This is a genomic window from bacterium (assembly GCA_035945995.1).
Classification (GTDB): domain Bacteria; phylum Sysuimicrobiota; class Sysuimicrobiia; order Sysuimicrobiales; family Segetimicrobiaceae; genus DASSJF01.
Window position 1 is genome coordinate 67,790 of sequence record DASYZR010000005.1, and the last position, 16,788, is coordinate 84,577.

The following is a 16,788-nucleotide window of genomic DNA, read 5'->3' on the forward strand; positions in this document are numbered from 1 at the left end:
ATTCCGTGCGGGTGCGCGCGGCGGCATAATGAGGGTGTGTACGGCCGGGTGATCGTCGCCACGCTGTGCGTGACCGAGACGGTGTCGTGGGGCATCGTCTACTACGGCTTCCCCGTGTTTCTCCAGGCGATGGAGCGCGACCTCGGCGCGTCGCGCGTCGCCGTGACGGGGGCGCTGTCGCTCGCGCTCGCGGTGGCCGCGCTGGCCGCCCTCCCGGCGGGGCGGTGGATCGACCGCCACGGCGCCCGCGCGCTCATGACGACCGGGTCGGTCCTCGCGGTCGTCCTGCTGATCGCCTGGTCGCGCGTGCAGTCGGTCGGGGCCCTCTACGGCGTATGGGCCTTCATGGGCCTGGCGATGGCCATGATCCTGTACGAGCCGGCCTTCGCCGCGGTCGTTCAGTGGTTCCCGCAGCATCGCGATCGGGCGCTGCTCACCGTCACCCTGGTCGCGGGCTTTGCCAGCACGATCTTCATGCCGGTCGCCGCGTGGCTGCTGGACGCTCTCGGCTGGCGCGCCGCCGTCGCGACCCTGGCCGCCGTCCTGGGCGTCATCACGATCCCGGCCCATGCGCTGCTGCTCCGGGCGCCCGACGGACTCGGGACCGCCGCGGGACCGGGCGCGCGGGCGTCGCGCGACGCCACGCTCGGCGCGGCGCTGCGGCACGACGTGTTCTGGATCCTCGCCGCCGCCTTCGCGCTGGGGAGTTTCACAGTCTCGTCCGTCAGCGTGCACATGATCCCTTACCTCGCGCAGCACGGCTACTCTACCAAGGTCGCGGCGGCCGTCGTCGGCTGGATCGGGGGGATGCAGGTCCCGGGACGGCTCCTGTTCGTGCCCGTCGCCGCCTGGCTCGGCGCCGCGTGGGTCACCGGATCGCTGTTCTTCGCGCAGGCCGCGGCCATGGCGCTGGCGGCGGCCGGGGTGCTGGGCGCCGGCCTCATCCCGATCGTCCTGCTCTACGGGGCGTCCGCCGGCATGCTGACGTTGGCCCGGGCGACCGTCGTGGCCGACGTCTGGGGCCGCCGGCACTACGGCAGCATCGCGGGGGCGATGGCGGTCCCGGCGAACCTGGCGCGCGCGCTCGGACCCGTCGGGGCCGCGCTCCTGTACGCGTGGCTCGGCGGGTACGCGCGGGTGTTCTGGCTGCTCACCGCCTCCCTCGCCCTCGCCGGCCTCACAGTCCTTGTGACCGAGCACCGCACCGCGGCCCGGCCGGCCGCCTCACCCGGCGGCGCGACGGCGACCAACGGCCGGTAACGACTCCCCAGACGGGAGACACCCCCCGGCGCGGGGAAAGTAGCCATGTCATGCCGGGTGGTGCGACGCTTCAGGCCGGTGAGATCCACCGCGTGTGGACCGTCTTTCTCCTCACGGCCGCCGGTGTTGCCGGGACCGTCTACGCGCTGATCTTCTGGTCCATTCTCCGCTACCGCCGGCGCGGCGATGCGCTCCCCGCGCAGATCCGGAACCACATCGTCGCCGAGGCGGTCTTCACCCTCATTCCGCTGCTCATCGTCGCCGCGCTCTTTGCCGTGTCGTTCGCGGCTGAGCGTCGCATCGAACGGCTGGATCCGCGCCCGGCGGTGACGGTCCGCGTCACCGGATTCGAGTGGTCGTGGCGCTTCGAGTATGCCGGCGGCGGGCCGACGGTGAGCGGCACGCCAAACCGCCCGCCGGTGCTGGTGGTGCCGGCGGGGCGCCCGGTCCGGATCGTCATCACGTCGGCCGACGTCGATCACTCGTTCTTCGTCCCGGCGTTCCTGTTCAAGCGGGATGCGATCCCGGGCCTCGTCAGCAGCTTCGATCTCTCCGTCACCCGCCCGGGCGTCTACCGCGGGGAATGCGCGGAGTTCTGCGGGCTGGACCATGCCGCGATGACCTTCACCGTCTCGGCCGTGACGTCGCAGGCCTTCGACGACTGGCTGCGCCGGAGCCGGCCGTGAGCGCCGCGGCGGCGCTGCCGGCCCCGGCCTCCCGCGTCGGCCTGCTCGGCTGGCTCACCACCACGAACCACAAGCACATCGGCATCCTCTACATGACGACGACGCTGGGATTCTTCGCCATGGCGGGCCTGATGTCGCTCGTGATCCGGGCCGATCTCGCGGTCCCGAACCACCCGCTCGTCGGCCGCCAGGTCTACGCGGAACTGTTCACGCTGCACGGCACCGGGATGATCTTTCTCGTCATCGCCCCGTTCGGCCTGGGCCTCGCCAACTACATCCTGCCGCTGCAGATCGGCGCGCCCGACATGGCCTACCCGCGCCTGAACGCGCTGTCGTACTGGCTGTTCCTCCTCGGCGGCCTCGTCGCCATGAGCGGGCTGGTCACCCGGGGCGGCGCCGCCACCGCGGGCTGGGTCGCCTACGCGCCGCTGTCGACGACCGGCACCCCCGGCATGGGCATGGACCTGTGGATCGTGGGCGTGTTCATGGTCAGCGCCTCCTCGATCATGACCGCGATCAATCTCATCGCCACAACCCTGCTCTACCGGGCGCCGGGGATGACGATGTGGCGGATTCCGGTCTTCTGCTGGGACATGGTCGTGACGTCGCTGATCATACTGATCGCCTTCCCGCCGCTCGCCGCGACGCTCGCGATGCTCCTGATCGACCGCCGGCTCGGCGGACACGTCTTCGATCCGTCGCAGGGCGGCAGCGCCGTCGTCTACCAGCATCTGTTTTGGTTCTTCGGCCACCCCGAAGTGTACGTCATGGCGCTCCCGTACTTCGGGATGATCACGGAGATCATCCCGGTCTTCTCGCGCAAGCCGGTGTTCGGCTATACGGGGTTCGTGCTGTCGACGCTCGCGATCGCGGGGCTGTCGATGACCGTATGGGCCCACCACATGTTCACGACCGGCGCCGTCGTCAACCCCTTCTTCTCCGCGATGTCGCTGCTGATCGCCGTCCCGACCGGCATCAAGTACGTCAACTGGATCGGCACGATGTGGCGGGGCGCGCTCGTGTTCTCGGCGGCGATGCTGTTTGCCGTGGGGTTCCTGCTCAACTTCGTCCTCGGCGGCGTGACCGGCGTCATGATCGCCGCCCCGCCGATCGACTTTTGGGCGGAGGACACCTACTTCATCGTCGCCCACATGCACTACGTCCTCGGCGGCGGGAGCCTGTTCGCGGCCATGGCGGCCGTCTACTACTGGTTCCCCAAGATCACGGGCGTGCTGCTGCGCGAACGCCTGGGCCGCCTCCAGTTCTGGCTGATGTTCGTGGGCTTCAACGCGACGTTCTGGCCGATGCACCTGCTGGGGCTGTGGGGGATGCAGCGGCGCGTCGTGACGTACCCGCCGCTCCCCGGCTGGGGCGCGGCCAATCTCATCGCCAGTCTCGGGTCGGCCGTGCTCGGCGTGGGCGTGCTGGTCTTCCTCTGGAACCTCTGGGTGTCGCTGCGCTCGCCGGTCCGAGCGGGCGCCGACCCGTGGGGCGGCTATACGCTCGAATGGGCCACCACGTCGCCGCCGCCCGAGTTCAACTTCGAGTCGCTCCCGCCCATCCGGTCGGAGCGGCCGGTGTTCGACCTGCATCATCCGGCCGCCGCGGCCCTGGTCCGGGAGGCGCCGTGAGCACCACCGGCCGCGTGATGCTCGGCGCCGCGGCGTTCGCCCTGGTGGTCGCCGCGATCTACTGGTTTGTCAGTTACGAAATGGCCGGCACGCTGATGCTGCTCACAATGACGGCGGGCCTCGCGATCGCCGCCGTCTACCTGGCCGCCCGCCGCGGGTCGCCGGCCGCCGATCGACCCGAGGCACGCCCGGCCGACGCCGCCGGTGAGCCGGTCGGCGTGTTCGCGTCGCACAGCCCCTGGCCGGTGGTCCTGGCCCTCGGCTGCGCCGTCGGGCTCACAGGATTAATTTACGGGTGGTGGCTGGCGGCGCTCGGTGGGCTCGCCGTCACCGCGGCGCTCGTCGGACTGGTGCGCGACGACCGCGCGGCGGAGACGCCCCACGGCTCTCCGGTGCGGCCGTCCGGCGGGGGCTCGGAGACCGGCCCGCCCGCGCGGTCGAGGTGATCGGCGAGGCGCCGGTCCTCCGCGGCCCATGCGGCCGCGATCGCGAGCATCGCGGCGATGACCGGAAGCCCCCCGCCGAGCCACATGACGAGGCCGCCCGCCTGCTGGTCGGCCAGCACCGGCGTGCCCCGGACGGCGGATGCGATCGCGTAATGCGGATAGAGCGGGCGGCGGGCGGCGAAGATCGCCACGCCCAACAGGGATTGCACGGGCAGCGCCGCCGCGACGTACAGCACCCTGAGCCCGTATCCCATGCGCCACGGTGACGGGTCGAGTCCCACGACCGGAGACCAAAACAGGAGCGCCGCCGCGAGGTACAGCGCGTGCTCCGCAACGTGGACGGCCGGATGCTCGAGCGCCGCTTCGTACAGCGGTGAAAAGTGCGAGCCGACGAGCACCGCCGCGTAGGCACCCCACGCGGCGGGGGGCCAGACCATCACCTTCACCGCGCGGCTGTGCGCCAGCCAGGCCGCAAGGCGCTCCAGCGCCGGCACGCCGCTCTGCCGGGCGACGCGCAGCGGCGTGCCGAGCAGGAGCAGCGGCGCGGCGATAACCATGAGCAGCAGGTGCTGCGCCATGTGCGCGCTCAGGAACCACGCCGAGAGCGGATCGAGCGGCGGACCCAGCGCCGCCGCGCCCGCGGCGGCCCCCATCGCGAAGGCCGCGGCGCGGACCGGCGGGAACGGACGGGACGGGTGCCGGCGGTTGTACCGGCGGAGCCCCGCGCCGTACAGTCCGAGCACCGCCGCCGACAGCAGGAACGGCACGGGGATCATCGGCCGTCGTCGGACTCGACGTAGCCGCCGCCGGGACCGCGCCGGAGGGTGTGCCACGCCGCCGCCGGATGCGCGTCGCGGGCCTTGAGTTCCCGGCATGCGACGTAGGTCACCCATCCCACCGCCGCCGGGACCAACAGGACGAGGCCGCGCAGCACGATCGTCACGACCTCGACCGGCACGCCGAAGAGCCGCGCCAGCGCGTCGTTGCTGCCGGCGAGGGTGAGCACCACCAGGAAGGCGAGCCCGCCGGCGCCGACGCCGCTGCGCCCGGGCGCGTCGCGGGCGCGGTCGAGGAAGTGGTGCACCTCGCGGTCGCCGGTCACGCGCTGCTCGATGAACGGCCAGAGCGCGTACGCCGCGATGAGCACGCCCGGCACCACCACACCCGGGAAGAACGGCTCGGGAATCGTGTGCCCGAGCGCGCGAATCTCCCAATTCGGCATGAGGCGCAGGGCGCCTTCGAGCCACCCGACGTACCAGTCCGGCTGCGCGGGCGCGCTCACCGTCGTCGGATCGTACGGGCCGTACAGCCACACCGGGTTGATCTGGAACAGCCCGCCGAGCATGGCCAGCACCGCGAATACCACCAGCGCCAGCCCGATCGACTTCATCGCGTAGTTCGGCCACAGGGGCGAGCCGGTGACCGTGTTCTCCGTCCGGCCCGGCGCGCGAAACTGCGTGTGCTTCTGGTGCCAGATGATCGCGAGGTGCAGCCCCAGGGCGGCGATGATCAGCCCCTGGAGCAGCATGATGTGCAGGGCGAGCAGCCGCCCGATCGTGACCGGCGCAGGGAACTCGCCGCCGAAGAACAGGAACGCCGCCCACGTTCCCACGACCGGGATCGACAGGAGCACGGAGTACGCGATCCGGATGCCGGTGCCGGAGAGCAGATCGTCCGGCAGCGAGTACCCGGTAAACCCGGCGGCCATCGCCAAGAGCAGCAGGCTCGTGCCGATCAGCCAGTTGATCTCCCGCGGCCGTCGGAACGCGCCGGTGAAGAACACCCGCAGGGCGTGCGCGGCGATCGCGGCGACGAAGACGAGGGCGGCCCAGTGGTGGATCTGGCGCATCACGAGGCCCGCCCGCACCTCGAACGAGAGGGACAGCACACTGGCGTAGGCCGCCGACATCCGCACGCCGCGCAGCGGCGCGTACGGTCCCTGGTACACCACGTCCTGGCCCGAGGCCGTGAAGAAGAACGTCAAGAACACCCCGGTCAGGACGAGGAGAACGTAGGCATACAGGGCCACTTCGCCGAGCACGAACGCCCAGTGATCGGGAAATGCCTTGCGCAGCGCCCGGCGCGCGAAGGAGGCCGCGCCGAGGCGGTCGTCGAGCCACAGCACGAGGCGGCGGATCACGAGCGCTCCCAGAATCCCGGCCCGACCGGCGCGGAGAAATCGCCGGTCGCGCGGAGGAAACCGTCCGCGTCGATCCGCAGCGGCAGCTGCGGCAGCGCGCGGGTCGTCGGTCCGAACACCGGCACCGCCCCGCGCAGGACGTCGAACGTGGACTGGTGGCAGGGACACAGCAGCTGATGGGCCGCCGCGCGGTAGAGCCCGACCGGACATCCGGCGTGCGTGCAGATCTTCGAGAAGGCGACGTAGCCGTCCGGCGCCCACGCCGCTCGGGCCGGCGGCAGGTCCAGCAGCGCCGGATCGACGCGGATCAGGAGCGTCTGCGACACCGGCGATCCGGCGTGCCCCTCCGGAAAGACGGTGATGACCGATTGGACGGCAAGCCGGTTGTTGCGGACCCGGCGGCCGTCGCCGTCCACGACAAAGGCGCCGGGGCCCCACTCGGTGTGAAACAGCGACCGGCCGGGCCGCGGCCCGAGCGACCGGATGGGGAAGAAGAGGACCAGCGCCAACCCGGCCAGCGCGCCAAGCAGGAGCCGCGCGAGCGTCCGCCGGCCGGCGAGCAGCTCCTCGCCGGCGACGAGGGCCGCGGTGGCTCCCGCGCGGACGGCCTCCGGCGACGGCTCGGGCTCGCGCACGTCTGTCACCTCTTCGTGCGGCAGGAGCCGCAGCGCCCAGACGATCACGGCGGCCCCGAGGCCGCCGAGCGAGCAGGCCAGCAGGACACCTTCGAGTTGCGGCTGGCCGCCGGCGATGTAGACGGCCGCGAGGGCCAGGCTCGCGCCGATCGACGCGATCAACAGCGCGGCGACCGGCCGTTCTGCGGGGCGCATCAGGTCGTCGTCCCGATCAGGCGAATGATCACGACGAGGAGGGCCAGGCCGATCGCCCATCCGACGAATCCCTCCGCCACCGGCCCCATGTGCCCCAGGCTCAGCCCGCCCGGATTCGGGGCCCGCCGGAGAAACGTGACGTAGCGGACGAGCGAGTCCAGGGCGTGCTGATCGATGGTGCCCGCGTCGAACCGCGGCATCGGATCCGGGCCGATCCGCACGGCCTCGGCGATCTGCCCCGGCGTCGCCTCGTAGAGATCGGGCGCGTCGGCGCCCTCGCCGACCGCGGCGCCCTGGCCCGCGGTCCCGTGGCACGGGGCGCAGTTGGCGGTGAAGATCTTCCCGCCGAGGGCGAGATCGCCGTCCTCGGGATGCACGGCCGGGATCGCCGGACCGCCCGACCCGAGCGACGCCACAAACGCGACGAGGTCGGCGACGTCGCGCGCGGTCCAGGGAGTCCGGCGCCGCAGCATCGGCTGGTGCGGGTCGGCGAGGGGCATCCGCCCGGTCGTCAGGACGAAGTCCACCGCGGCCGTCCCGATGCTCCGAAGCGGGATGCCGTCGGCGGTGCCCTCGCCCACCGCCCCGTGACACGAGGCGCAGTGCGTCGCATAGAGTTCGGCGCCTCGCCGGACGTCGCCCGCCGTCGCGGCGCTCGTCGCCGCCGCCTCACCCGCCCGCGGGAGGTGGCTCATGAGGAACGCCGCGGCGGCCACGATCATCACAGTCACGCCGGCGGCCGCGCTGCGCCACCGGCGGCTCATCGGATGAGCCAGATCGTCGAGAATACCGCGAGCCACACGGCGTCGACGAAATGCCAGTAGTAGATGACGGCGTCGGCGCCCCCCGTCTCAGGCCGGAGGTGTCCGCCGGCGACCTTCGCCGCCAGCCCGGCGAGAAGGATGACGCCCGCCACCATGTGCAGCGCGTGAAACCCCGTCAGGGTGAAGAAGATCGTGCCGTAGGCGTGCGACGCCACGGAAAACCCGGCGGTCGCCCAATCATGGAGCTTGAGCCCGAGAAACGCCACCCCCATCACGGCCGCCAGCAGGAGGCGCCGGACGGCGGCCGCGGGCGCGCCGTCCCGCAGCGCGTGCGCCGCGAGGTGCGCCGGCACGCTCGAGCCGAGCAGAATCGCCGTGGCGATCGACATCTCCACGAGATCGAGGCGCGCGCCCGCCGGAGGCCAGACCGCGGTTTCACCGCGGAGGGTAAAGTACGCCCCGAACAACGCGCCGAAAAACATGGTCTCCGACGCGATGAAAAGGACCATACCCAGGAGGAGCGGCGCCGGACCCCGCGCAAAGCGCGGGGCGCCGCCCGGATGGGCGGCGGCCTGCGTGTTCATGCCGTCAGGGCTTCGCCGCCATGAGAAACAACGCGATCAACAGCGAGAGCGTCACGACCCCGCCCCACATGGCCCAGCGCCGGCTTGCCTGCACGTACGCGTCGGGCAGCGGGCCGCCGCGGGCGCCGCCCGCGAGCGAGGCCATGCGACGCTGCGCCGGGACGAGCACGAGGAGCCACACCAGGATCGCGAGATACAGGAGGCCCTGGCCCCATTCGAGCCAGGGAAGACCGTGCAGGGGCCACGGCCGCCGGGCGGCCATCGCGTAACCCGCCCCGATGAGCAGAATCGCCCCGGGAATGACAAACGCGCGGTCGGCGCGCCCGATGGTGCGCGCTGCGGTGCCTGCCACGACGGCGTCGCCGGTGCGGTCCGCCCCGGCCTTCCACAGCGCGGAGACGATCGCGTTGCCGAGCAGCAACACCGCCCCGAAGACGTGAAGGAACTTGGCCACCTCGTACATCCGCCACCTCCCCGGCTCCATTCGTCCGGGGGCGGCCGGCTCCTCCGGCGGCGCCGCGCACGTTCCAGGCCGTCTCCTCCGCGGGGTACAAAAGGGGCTGATCACAACCGCGCGGAACCTGCCCGAGTTCGCTTCGGGAAGGTCGGAGGTGAGCGGTGGAGGAACGGCCCTGGCACCGGTTCTACGCCCCCGACGTTCCCCGTGACATCAGGATTCCCGCCGTCCCGCTCCAGACGTTTCTCCGTGCGAGCGCCGCCCGGCATCCGCGCCGTCCGGCGATCATCCTGAGCGGCCCCACGTTCCACTCGGCGCTCTCCTACCGGGCGCTGGATGAGCAGAGCGATCGGTTCGCGGGGGCGCTGCGCGCCCTCGGCGTCCGCCGCGGCGACCGCGTTGCGATCTCGCTGCCGAACCTGCCGCAGTATCCGGTCGCCGCGTACGGAACGTTCAAGGCCGGCGCCACCGTCGTCCAGATCAACCCGCTGTACCGGGGCGACGACCTCGCGTTTCTCCTCCGGGACTCGCAATCCAAGGTCCTCATCACGCTGACCCGTCTGTACCCTCCGGTGGCCGCGGTGCGCCGCGACACCGGCCTGGAGCGCATCATCCTGACCAAGGTCGCGGACTACTTCCCGCCGCTGTGGCGCCTGCTCTACCGGGTGCTCCGCGAGCGGCGCGAAGGCGACGCCATGCCCCGCGACGCCGGGCTCGTCCCGTGGACCCGGATGATGCGGGCGCGGCCCCTGCCCGCCTCGGAGGGCGCGGGGCCCGACGACCTCGCCGTGCTGCAGTACACGGGCGGGACGACCGGACGGCCGCGCGGTGCGATGCTGACGCACCGCAATCTCGCCGCCAACGCCGCGCAGGGCCTGGCATGGTTCCGCGACCTGCGGGAAGGCGCCGAATGCTTCCTCGTCGCCCTCCCGCTGTTTCACGTGTACGGCCTGCTCGTGCTGAACGTCGGCGTGCGTCTCGCCGCGACCCACCTGATGGTGTTGATGCGCATGTTCGACGCGCGCCTGGTGGCGGAGCAGGTGCCGCGGTGGCGCCCGACCGTCTTTCCGGGCGTGCCCGCCATGTACGCCGCGATCAACCATCTCAAAGACATCGCCCGCCACGATCTGAAATCGATCCGGTACTGCCTCTCCGGCGCCGCCGGACTGCCGGCGGAGGTGGCGCGGCGGTTCGAGGAGCTGACCGGCGGCCGGCTCGCGGAGGGCTATGGGCTCACGGAAGCGAGCCCGCTCGTGGCCGCGAACCCGATCTGGGCGGGCGGCGTCCAAAAGCCGGGCAGCATCGGAATCCCGGTCCCCGGCACCGACGTCCGCGTCGTGGACGTGGACACCGGCACGCGCGATCTGCCGGCCGGCGAGGCCGGCGAGCTCCTCGTGCGCGGCCCGCAGGTGATGCAGGGGTTCTGGAACGCGCCCGACGAGACCGCCGCCGCCCTGCGCGGCGGGTGGCTCTATACCGGCGACGTGGCGCGGGCGGATTCGGACGGCTTTCTCTTCATCGAAGACCGCAAGAAGGACATGATCATCGTCGGCGGCTTGAAGATCTACCCGCGCGAGATCGAGGACCTGCTCCTGCAGCATCCGCTCGTGCGCGACGCCGCGGTGGTCGGAGTCCGCCATCCCCTGCGGGGAGAAACAATCGTGGCGTACGTGACGCTCGCGCCCGACGCGGCGCCGGCGGCGGGCGCGCCGGCCGGGGAGAACGCGGGGGCGGCCCGCGCCCGCATCCGGGAATGGCTGCGCGACCGGATGCCGGCCTACAAGGTGCCGCGGCGCATCGAAATCGTCGACGCGATTCCGAAAACGCTCATCGGCAAGCCGCTGCGGCGCGTGCTCCGGGAGAGCGCCGCCTCAGCTGCGGCGGGCGACGGAGCGGACGGGGATCCGGCCTAGCGAAAAACCCGGACGCGTTCCGGCGGCCAATAGATCATGACCGCTTCGCCGACGAGGTTGCGCATCGGCACGAAGCCGAACATCCGGCTGTCCTCGCTGTTGCCGCGGTTGTCGCCGAGCACGAAGACGTCGCGCACGGGCACGATCGTCGGCCCGTACGCGCCCACGGTCGGACCGTGGAGGTACGATTCCGGCAGCATGCGGCCGTTCACGTACACGTGGTCGGCGCGGATCTCCACGCGCTGCCCGCCGACGGCCACCACCCGCTTGATGTAGTTTCGCGACGGATCGGTCGGCGGCTTGAGGACGACGATCTCCCCCGGATGCGGCGGCCGGAAGCGGTAGATGAACTTGTTCACCAGCACGCGGTCGCGCGGCAGCAGGTTCGGCTCCATGGAGTACTGCTCGACCTGGAAGGCCTGGGCGACCGAGATCATGATGACCTGAGCGAGCACAAACGCGACGATCAGCGTCCTCAGAAAATCGAAGACCGCCCGCCGCGCATCGCGGACGTTCATTCGGTACCCTCCGGGGGAGGTTATCGGCCGGACGAACACCGTGGCGGAGGGGGTGGGATTTGAACCCACGAGGCGGTTTCCCGCCTACACGCTCTCCAGGCGTGCCGATTCGGCCGGGCTCTCGCACCCCTCCGAGCGTTCCCCATTATAACACGCGCCCGGGCGCGCACACGCGAGAGGCCGGGCGCCTCCGCCGTCTTCCGGGCGCGGCCGCCGCGGGAACTCGCCCTTTGGTCTCTACGTCGCCCGCGACGCCGCCTTGAGCACCGCGCGCTTCGTGTACACCGACGCGAGGTGGGCGCGGAACTCGCTCGACGCGTACAGATCCGCCTGCACGTCGACGCCGTCGGCCGCGCGGGCCGCGGCCGCCGCCACGGTCTGCTCGTCGAGGGTCTTGCCCCGCAGTGCCTGCTCGACGGCGGACGCGCGGTAGGCCTTGCCCGCCACCCCGTTCAGGCCGATCGCCGCCTGTTGCACCTTGCCGCCGCTCATCTGCAGCACGACGGCGACGCCCACGACCGCGTACCCGCTGGCCGGATGCGGGTGCTTCAGGTACGCCGCCGCCTTCCCGGTCACGGGCACGCGGATCTCCGTGATGATCTCGTTCGGCGCGAGCGCCGTGGTCAGCATCTCCACGAAGAAGTCGCGCGCCGGAATGGTCCGCGTCCCCTTGGGGCCGGCGGCGACGATCTCCGCCTCGAGGGCGAGAATCGCGCCGGGATAGTCCGCCGCCGGATCCGCGTGCGCGAGGCTGCCGCCGATCGTCCCGCGGTTCCGGACCTGCATGTCGCCGATGACCGACGCCGTCTCCGGCAGCAGCGGACACCGCGTCCGCAGCACATCGCTCTCCTCGACGGCGTCGTGCGTCGCGAGCGCGCCGATCGCGATCGTCGAGCCGCGGACCTCGATCTTGTCCAGTCCGGGAATCCGTCCGATGTCCACGACCACTTTCGGCTGCGCCAGCCGGAACTTCATGATCGGCAGCAGGCTGTGGCCGCCGGCCAGCACTTTCGCCTCGTCGCCGTGCCGTTCGAGCAGGCCGATCGCCTCCTGCACCGTCGACGGCGAGTGATACTCAAAGGGCGCGGGGATCATCCTGCGGTCACCTCCGGTTCTGATGGCGAAGCGAACTGTGCCGTTGATCCCGCCCGCAGCGGAATCATGAGGCGCTGCTCCTCGGCGCGTTCTTCGCGTTCTTGTGGATCGCGGCCCAGATGCGCTGCGGGGTCAGGGGCATGTCGAGATGGGTGACGCCGAAGGGGCGCAGCGCGTCCAGCACGGCGTTGACCACGGCGGGCGTGCTCGCGATTGTCCCGGTCTCGCCGACGCCCTTCACGCCGATCGGGTTGTGCGGCGAGGGCGTCTCGGTACGATCCGTCACGAACCGCGGGAACATACGGGCCCGGGGGACCGCGTACTCGGCCATCGATCCGGTCAGCAACTGGCCTTCCGGGCTGTAGGCCGCGGCTTCGTACAGCGCCTGGGCGATGCCCTGGACGAGGCCGCCGTGGACCTGCCCGTCGACGATCAGGGGATTGATCACCCGGCCGCAGTCGTCCACGGCGACGTACCGCCGCAGCTCCACCTCGCCGGTGTCCGCGTCCACCTTCACGACGGCGACGTGGGCGCCGAAGGGGAAGGTGAAGTTGGACGGATCGTAAAACGCGGAGGCCTCCAGCGACGGCTCGACGCCGGCGGGGAGGTTCCACGCGAGATACGCCTGGAGCGTCACCTCCTGAATCGTCTTCGCCCGGTCCGGGCTGCCGCGGACGTAGAAGCGGCCCTGGTCGAAGGCGAGGTCGGCTTCCGCCGCCTCCAGCATGTGGGCGGCGATCTTCGCCGCCTTGTCGCGGACCCTCCGCGCGGCCACCGCGATCGCCGCGCCCCCGACGACGGTCGTCCGGCTGCCGTACGTGCCCCAGCCCATCGCGATGGCCCCGGTGTCGCCGTGCACCACCTCGATGTCGTCGATCGGCAGCCCCAATTCGTCCGCCACCAACTGCGCGAACGTCGTCTCTTCTCCCTGGCCGTGGGGCGACGTCCCGGTAAACACGGTCGCCTTGCCGGTCGGATGCAGGCGCACCATCGCGCTCTCCCAGAGGCCGCCCTGGAAGCCCACCGCGCCGGCCACCGCCGACGGGCCGAGCCCGCAGATCTCGACGTACGTGCTGAGACCGATCCCGAGATACCGGCCGTCCTTCGGCCCCTGCTTCTGCACGCCGCGGAGCCGCGCGTACTCGACCCGCTCGAGCGCGCGGTCGAGCGCCGGCGCGTAGTTGCCGCTGTCGTACGCGAGTCCCTCCGCCGTCGTGTACGGGAACTTGTCGGGCGGAATGAAGTTCTTGCGTCGCACCTCGGCCGGGTCCATGCCGAGGCGGCCGGCCACGAGGTCGACCATCCGCTCGATCAGATAGGCCGCCTCGGGCCGCCCGGCCCCGCGGTAGGCGTCCACCGGCGTCGTGTTGGTGAACACCCCGACCACTTCGTACGCGAAGCTCGGAATCGTGTAGCAGCCCGTGAGCATGAGCCCGTGCAGGATCGTCGGCACGCCGGGCGCCGCGGTGGAGAGGTAGGCGCCCAGGTTGGCCCAGGTCTTGCCGCGCAGCGCGAGCAGCGTGCCGTCGCGCCGCGCGGCGATCTCGAGATCCGTGATGTGGTCGCGCCCGTGGATCGTCGCGAGATAGTTCTCGCGGCGGTCCTCGGTCCACTTCACCGGCCGGCCCGTCGCGCGGGCGCAGAACACGACGACCGCCTCGTCGGCGTAGAAGGGGATCTTGCTGCCGAATCCGCCGCCAACCTCGGGCGCCACGACCCGGATCTTGTGCTCAGGGATCCCCGTCACGACCGAGCACAGGAAGCGCGCGATGTGCGGGTTCTGCGTCGTATACCAGACCGTCAGCTCCCCCGAGGCCTGGGCGTACCGGGCGACGACGCTGCGCGGCTCGATCGCGTTCGGGATGAGGCGCTGGTTGACGAAGCGCTGCCGGATCACCACGCCGTCGCGCGCGGCGTCGGCGAACGCGGCCTCGGCATCGCCGCCCGCGGCGCGCCACGTGAACGCCACGTTGTGGGGCGCGTCCGCGTGGAGTTGGGGGGCGCCGGCGCGCACGGCCTGCTCCTGATCGACGATGACGGGGAGCGGCTCGTAATCTACCCTGACAAGCGCGGCGGCATCCGCGGCCGCGGACGGATCCTCCGCCACGACGACCGCCACCCCGTCGCCGGCGTACCGCACGCGGTCCGTGGCGAGCGCCGGGTGCGGCGGCGTCTTGAGGTCCGAGTTCGGAATCAGCCAGGCCGTCGGAATGGGGTTGATCTTGCCCTCGAGGTCCCTTCCCGTGAACACGGCGATGACCCCGGGCCGCCCCCGCGCCGCCTCGGCGTTGACGCGGACGATCCGGGCGTGGGCGTGCGGGCTGCGCACGATGGACGCGTACGCCATGCCGGGCAGGTGCATGTCGTCGGTATAGGTGGCCTGGCCCGTGATCAGGCGCGGGTCTTCCCGGCGGCGGATGCTGGCGCCAAAGAGTTTGGTGACCGCCATGATGGTCGTCCCCCGCTACCGCGAGACGGTGACGCCGCGCATCTTGCCGGCGGCGTTCAGGATCGCGTTCACGATGTGCTGGTAGCCGGTGCACCGGCAGAGGTTGCCTTCCAGCCCTTCCCGGATCTGCGTGTCTGTGGGATCCGGATGGCGGCGCAGCAGTTCGAGCGCGGTCATCATCATCCCCGGCGTGCAGAACCCGCACTGCAGGCCGTGCTCTTCCCAGAACCCCTGCTGAATGGGGTGCAGGTCGCCGTTGGTCGCCAGCCCCTCGACCGTCTGCAGCTGGGCGCCGTCGGCCTGGACGGCGAGGAGCGTGCAGGACTTCACGGCGCGGCCGTTCAGCATGATCGTGCACGCGCCGCAGTTGCTGGTGTCGCACCCCACGTGCGTGCCGGTGAGTCCGAGCACCTCGCGGATGTAGTGAACCAGAAGCAGCCGGGGCTCGACTTCGTGAGAGTACTTGGTCCCGTTGATCGTGACGCCGATCGCACGCTTCACGGCATGCGCCTCCTCCAAGGAATGTCGCCGCGGGGTCCGACGAGCCCCGGCGGGCGGTTGCCGGTGTGCCGGGATGGAGCGACGGTGGAAACGGGTGCGGAGTGGGTCGGTGTGCCGGCGGCGGACTCTTCTGCGCCGGGCGATCCGCGTCCTTTGTCGACGGCGCCCCTCTCCCCGGCGGAATCGGAGGGCGCCCGCCGCGTGTTATTCTTACGAGGTGCGCGCCCTCGCCCTGCCGTGCCCGCCGGGCTTCGACTTTCACGCCACCGCGGCCGTCCTCAAGCGCGGTCCCGCCGATCCGCTCGTCTGGTTCGACGGGCAGAGGTGGCGCCGGCGGCTCGTGGTCGAGGGCGATGCCTTTCTGGTTGAAGTGACCCCTGCCCGCGCAAACGGGGCGGTCCCGGGACTCGTGCGCGGCGGTGGACGACTCTCCGTCCGCCTGCTCGCCGGACACGCGCCGCGTGCCGTGCTCGAACAGGTGATTGGCCGGCTGTTTGGCCTCGACGATCCGGCGAGGGGGCTGTCGCGCCGCATCCCCGAGCCTGTCCGCCGGGCCATCTCGGGCGCGGGCGTGACCGCGGCGCTGCCCGGCTACCCGACCCTGTTTGAGGCGCTCGTGCACACGATTCTGGGCCAGCAGATCAGCGCGGCCGCGGCGAACGCCCACCGCGCGGCGCTCGCCCTGCGGTTCGGCACGCCGTTCGCGTTTGGGGGTCACGTCTACTGGACGTTTCCCGACGCGGCCAGCCTCGCCGGCGAGCGCCTCGTCTCCCTGCGCCGTCCCGGGCTCAGCACGGCGAAGGCGCTCGCCGTGAGGGAACTCGCGCGGACGTTCGGCCGGGGCGGCCTCGCCGAAGCCGCGCTGGCCGCGATGCCGGCGGACGCCGCGATCGAGACGCTCACCGCGCTCCCGGGCATCGGCCGCTGGACGGCGGAGTGGGTGCTGCTGCGGGCGCTCCGGCGCTTCGATGTCGTTCCGGCCGGGGACCTCGCCGTCCGTCACGCCCTCACCTGGTTCGCGGGCCGGCAGGAGTTGCTGTCCGAAGCCGGGGTCCGCGATCTCACCGCGCGGTGGGCGCCCTACGGCGGGCTCATCGCCTTCCGGCTCCTGCTCGCGCATCGCCGCGCGCTCGGCTGACCCCTCGATGGACGTGACCGCAGCTTCGACGCCGTCGACCCCCCGTGAGGAACTGCGGCGGCGGAGCGCCGCGCTCCAGCGGCACCTCGCCGGAGCCGGCATCGACGCCGCGCTGATCGCCCAGAACGCGGACCTCTTCTACTTCACCGGCAGCATCCAGAGCGGCATGCTCGTCGTCCCGGCGGAAGGCGAACCGGTCTACGCGGTCCGGCGGGTCATCGAGCGGGCGCGCGCGGACAGCGCCCTCGAGCGGATCGTGCCTTTCGCCAGTCTGCGGGGCCTCGCGACGCTCGTCGCGGAGGCCGCCGGGCGGGCGGTCCGGCGGGTCGGCATGGAGCTCGACGTGCTGCCCGTCGCGGTGCGCGACCGGTACGCG

The 16,788-nt window shown here is 71.7% G+C and carries 16 protein-coding genes, 1 tRNA gene and 1 pseudogene; 7 read left to right on the forward strand and 11 right to left on the reverse strand.

Going from position 1 to position 16,788, the window contains the following annotated elements; genetic code table 11:
• Positions 1-36: 36 nt before the first annotated feature.
• The 4 genes from VGZ23_00540 to VGZ23_00555 are packed head-to-tail and all read left to right on the forward strand — an operon-like array spanning position 37 to position 4,023.
• A complete protein-coding gene (locus VGZ23_00540) occupies positions 37-1,260 on the forward strand; it encodes an MFS transporter (GenBank protein ID HEV2356098.1) in 1,224 nt (407 codons plus the stop codon).
• Between the two features lie 50 nt (positions 1,261-1,310).
• Positions 1,311-1,946, forward strand: a complete 636-nt coding sequence (coxB, locus tag VGZ23_00545; GenBank protein ID HEV2356099.1) for a cytochrome c oxidase subunit II — start codon at positions 1,311-1,313, stop codon at positions 1,944-1,946.
• Positions 1,943-3,577, forward strand: a complete 1,635-nt coding sequence (locus VGZ23_00550) for a cbb3-type cytochrome c oxidase subunit I (GenBank protein ID HEV2356100.1) — start codon at positions 1,943-1,945, stop codon at positions 3,575-3,577. Before coxB ends, VGZ23_00550 begins: the two co-directional genes overlap by 4 nt.
• Positions 3,574-4,023 carry a cytochrome c oxidase subunit 4 gene (locus VGZ23_00555; GenBank protein ID HEV2356101.1) on the forward strand — a complete coding sequence of 150 codons (450 nt, stop codon included), beginning with the start codon at positions 3,574-3,576 and terminating at the stop codon, positions 4,021-4,023. Before VGZ23_00550 ends, VGZ23_00555 begins: the two co-directional genes overlap by 4 nt.
• Before the next feature lie 35 nt (positions 4,024-4,058).
• On the opposite strand, the pseudogene VGZ23_00560 reads toward VGZ23_00555, so the two are convergent.
• The 6 genes and pseudogenes from VGZ23_00560 to VGZ23_00585 all read right to left on the reverse strand — a co-directional run bounded on the left by VGZ23_00560 (position 4,059) and on the right by VGZ23_00585 (position 8,804).
• Positions 4,059-4,898 (reverse strand): annotated as a pseudogene (locus VGZ23_00560) (cytochrome c oxidase assembly protein).
• On the reverse strand, positions 4,796-6,163 hold the full coding sequence (locus tag VGZ23_00565; GenBank protein ID HEV2356102.1) for a cytochrome bc complex cytochrome b subunit: 1,368 nt from the start codon (positions 6,161-6,163) through the stop codon (positions 4,796-4,798). The pseudogene VGZ23_00560 and the gene VGZ23_00565 overlap by 103 nt, the downstream one beginning before the upstream one ends.
• Positions 6,160-6,993, reverse strand: a complete 834-nt coding sequence (locus VGZ23_00570) for a Rieske 2Fe-2S domain-containing protein (protein HEV2356103.1) — start codon at positions 6,991-6,993, stop codon at positions 6,160-6,162. Before VGZ23_00570 ends, VGZ23_00565 begins: the two co-directional genes overlap by 4 nt.
• A complete protein-coding gene (locus VGZ23_00575) occupies positions 6,993-7,757 on the reverse strand; it encodes a c-type cytochrome (protein ID HEV2356104.1) in 765 nt (254 codons plus the stop codon). The genes VGZ23_00570 and VGZ23_00575 overlap by 1 nt, the downstream gene beginning before the upstream one ends.
• Positions 7,754-8,341 (reverse strand): cytochrome c oxidase subunit 3, encoded by a 588-nt coding sequence (locus VGZ23_00580; GenBank protein HEV2356105.1) that lies wholly within the window; start codon positions 8,339-8,341, stop codon positions 7,754-7,756. The genes VGZ23_00575 and VGZ23_00580 overlap by 4 nt, the downstream gene beginning before the upstream one ends.
• Before the next feature lie 4 nt (positions 8,342-8,345).
• Positions 8,346-8,804 carry a DUF2269 family protein gene (locus VGZ23_00585; protein HEV2356106.1) on the reverse strand — a complete coding sequence of 153 codons (459 nt, stop codon included), beginning with the start codon at positions 8,802-8,804 and terminating at the stop codon, positions 8,346-8,348.
• Between the two features lie 155 nt (positions 8,805-8,959).
• Here VGZ23_00585 and VGZ23_00590 point away from each other — a divergent pair, with 155 nt between their 5' ends.
• On the forward strand, positions 8,960-10,711 hold the full coding sequence (locus tag VGZ23_00590; GenBank protein ID HEV2356107.1) for a long-chain fatty acid--CoA ligase: 1,752 nt from the start codon (positions 8,960-8,962) through the stop codon (positions 10,709-10,711).
• On the opposite strand, the gene lepB is transcribed toward VGZ23_00590, so the two are convergent.
• The 5 genes from lepB to VGZ23_00615 all read right to left on the reverse strand — a co-directional run bounded on the left by lepB (position 10,708) and on the right by VGZ23_00615 (position 15,274).
• Positions 10,708-11,229, reverse strand: coding sequence for a signal peptidase I (lepB, locus tag VGZ23_00595; GenBank protein ID HEV2356108.1), 522 nt, complete (start codon positions 11,227-11,229; stop codon positions 10,708-10,710). The genes VGZ23_00590 and lepB overlap by 4 nt on opposite strands.
• Positions 11,230-11,270: 41 nt before the next feature.
• Positions 11,271-11,362 (reverse strand) — tRNA-Ser (locus tag VGZ23_00600).
• 104 nt (positions 11,363-11,466) lie between these two features.
• Positions 11,467-12,324, reverse strand: coding sequence for a xanthine dehydrogenase family protein subunit M (locus VGZ23_00605; GenBank protein HEV2356109.1), 858 nt, complete (start codon positions 12,322-12,324; stop codon positions 11,467-11,469).
• 64 nt (positions 12,325-12,388) lie between these two features.
• Complete coding sequence (locus VGZ23_00610; GenBank protein HEV2356110.1) at positions 12,389-14,773, reverse strand: molybdopterin cofactor-binding domain-containing protein; 2,385 nt, start codon at positions 14,771-14,773, stop codon at positions 12,389-12,391.
• Positions 14,774-14,788: 15 nt separating this feature from the next.
• Complete coding sequence (locus VGZ23_00615) at positions 14,789-15,274, reverse strand: (2Fe-2S)-binding protein (protein HEV2356111.1); 486 nt, start codon at positions 15,272-15,274, stop codon at positions 14,789-14,791.
• Between the two features lie 217 nt (positions 15,275-15,491).
• Between VGZ23_00615 and VGZ23_00620 the strand changes: the two genes are divergently transcribed.
• Together VGZ23_00620 and VGZ23_00625 are read left to right on the forward strand one after the other, a co-directional pair.
• Positions 15,492-16,412 carry a hypothetical protein gene (locus tag VGZ23_00620; GenBank protein ID HEV2356112.1) on the forward strand — a complete coding sequence of 307 codons (921 nt, stop codon included), beginning with the start codon at positions 15,492-15,494 and terminating at the stop codon, positions 16,410-16,412.
• A 7-nt stretch (positions 16,413-16,419) separates the two neighbouring features.
• Positions 16,420-16,788 (forward strand): aminopeptidase P family N-terminal domain-containing protein (locus tag VGZ23_00625; protein ID HEV2356113.1); only part of this gene is annotated, 369 nt, incomplete at its 3' end.

Excerpts from the sequence above, each read along its gene's own strand:
- coxB (HEV2356099.1), top strand. The coding sequence starts at position 1,311 with ATGCCGGGTGGTGCGACGCTTCAGGCCGGTGAGATCCACCGCGTGTGG.
- VGZ23_00570 (HEV2356103.1), bottom strand. The coding sequence starts at position 6,993 with ATGCGCCCCGCAGAACGGCCGGTCGCCGCGCTGTTGATCGCGTCGATC.
- VGZ23_00575 (HEV2356104.1), bottom strand. The coding sequence starts at position 7,757 with ATGAGCCGCCGGTGGCGCAGCGCGGCCGCCGGCGTGACTGTGATGATC.
- VGZ23_00580 (HEV2356105.1), bottom strand. The coding sequence starts at position 8,341 with ATGAACACGCAGGCCGCCGCCCATCCGGGCGGCGCCCCGCGCTTTGCG.
- VGZ23_00585 (HEV2356106.1), bottom strand. The coding sequence starts at position 8,804 with ATGTACGAGGTGGCCAAGTTCCTTCACGTCTTCGGGGCGGTGTTGCTG.
- lepB (HEV2356108.1), bottom strand. The coding sequence starts at position 11,229 with ATGAACGTCCGCGATGCGCGGCGGGCGGTCTTCGATTTTCTGAGGACG.
- VGZ23_00605 (HEV2356109.1), bottom strand. The coding sequence starts at position 12,324 with ATGATCCCCGCGCCCTTTGAGTATCACTCGCCGTCGACGGTGCAGGAG.
- VGZ23_00610 (HEV2356110.1), bottom strand. The coding sequence starts at position 14,773 with ATGGCGGTCACCAAACTCTTTGGCGCCAGCATCCGCCGCCGGGAAGAC.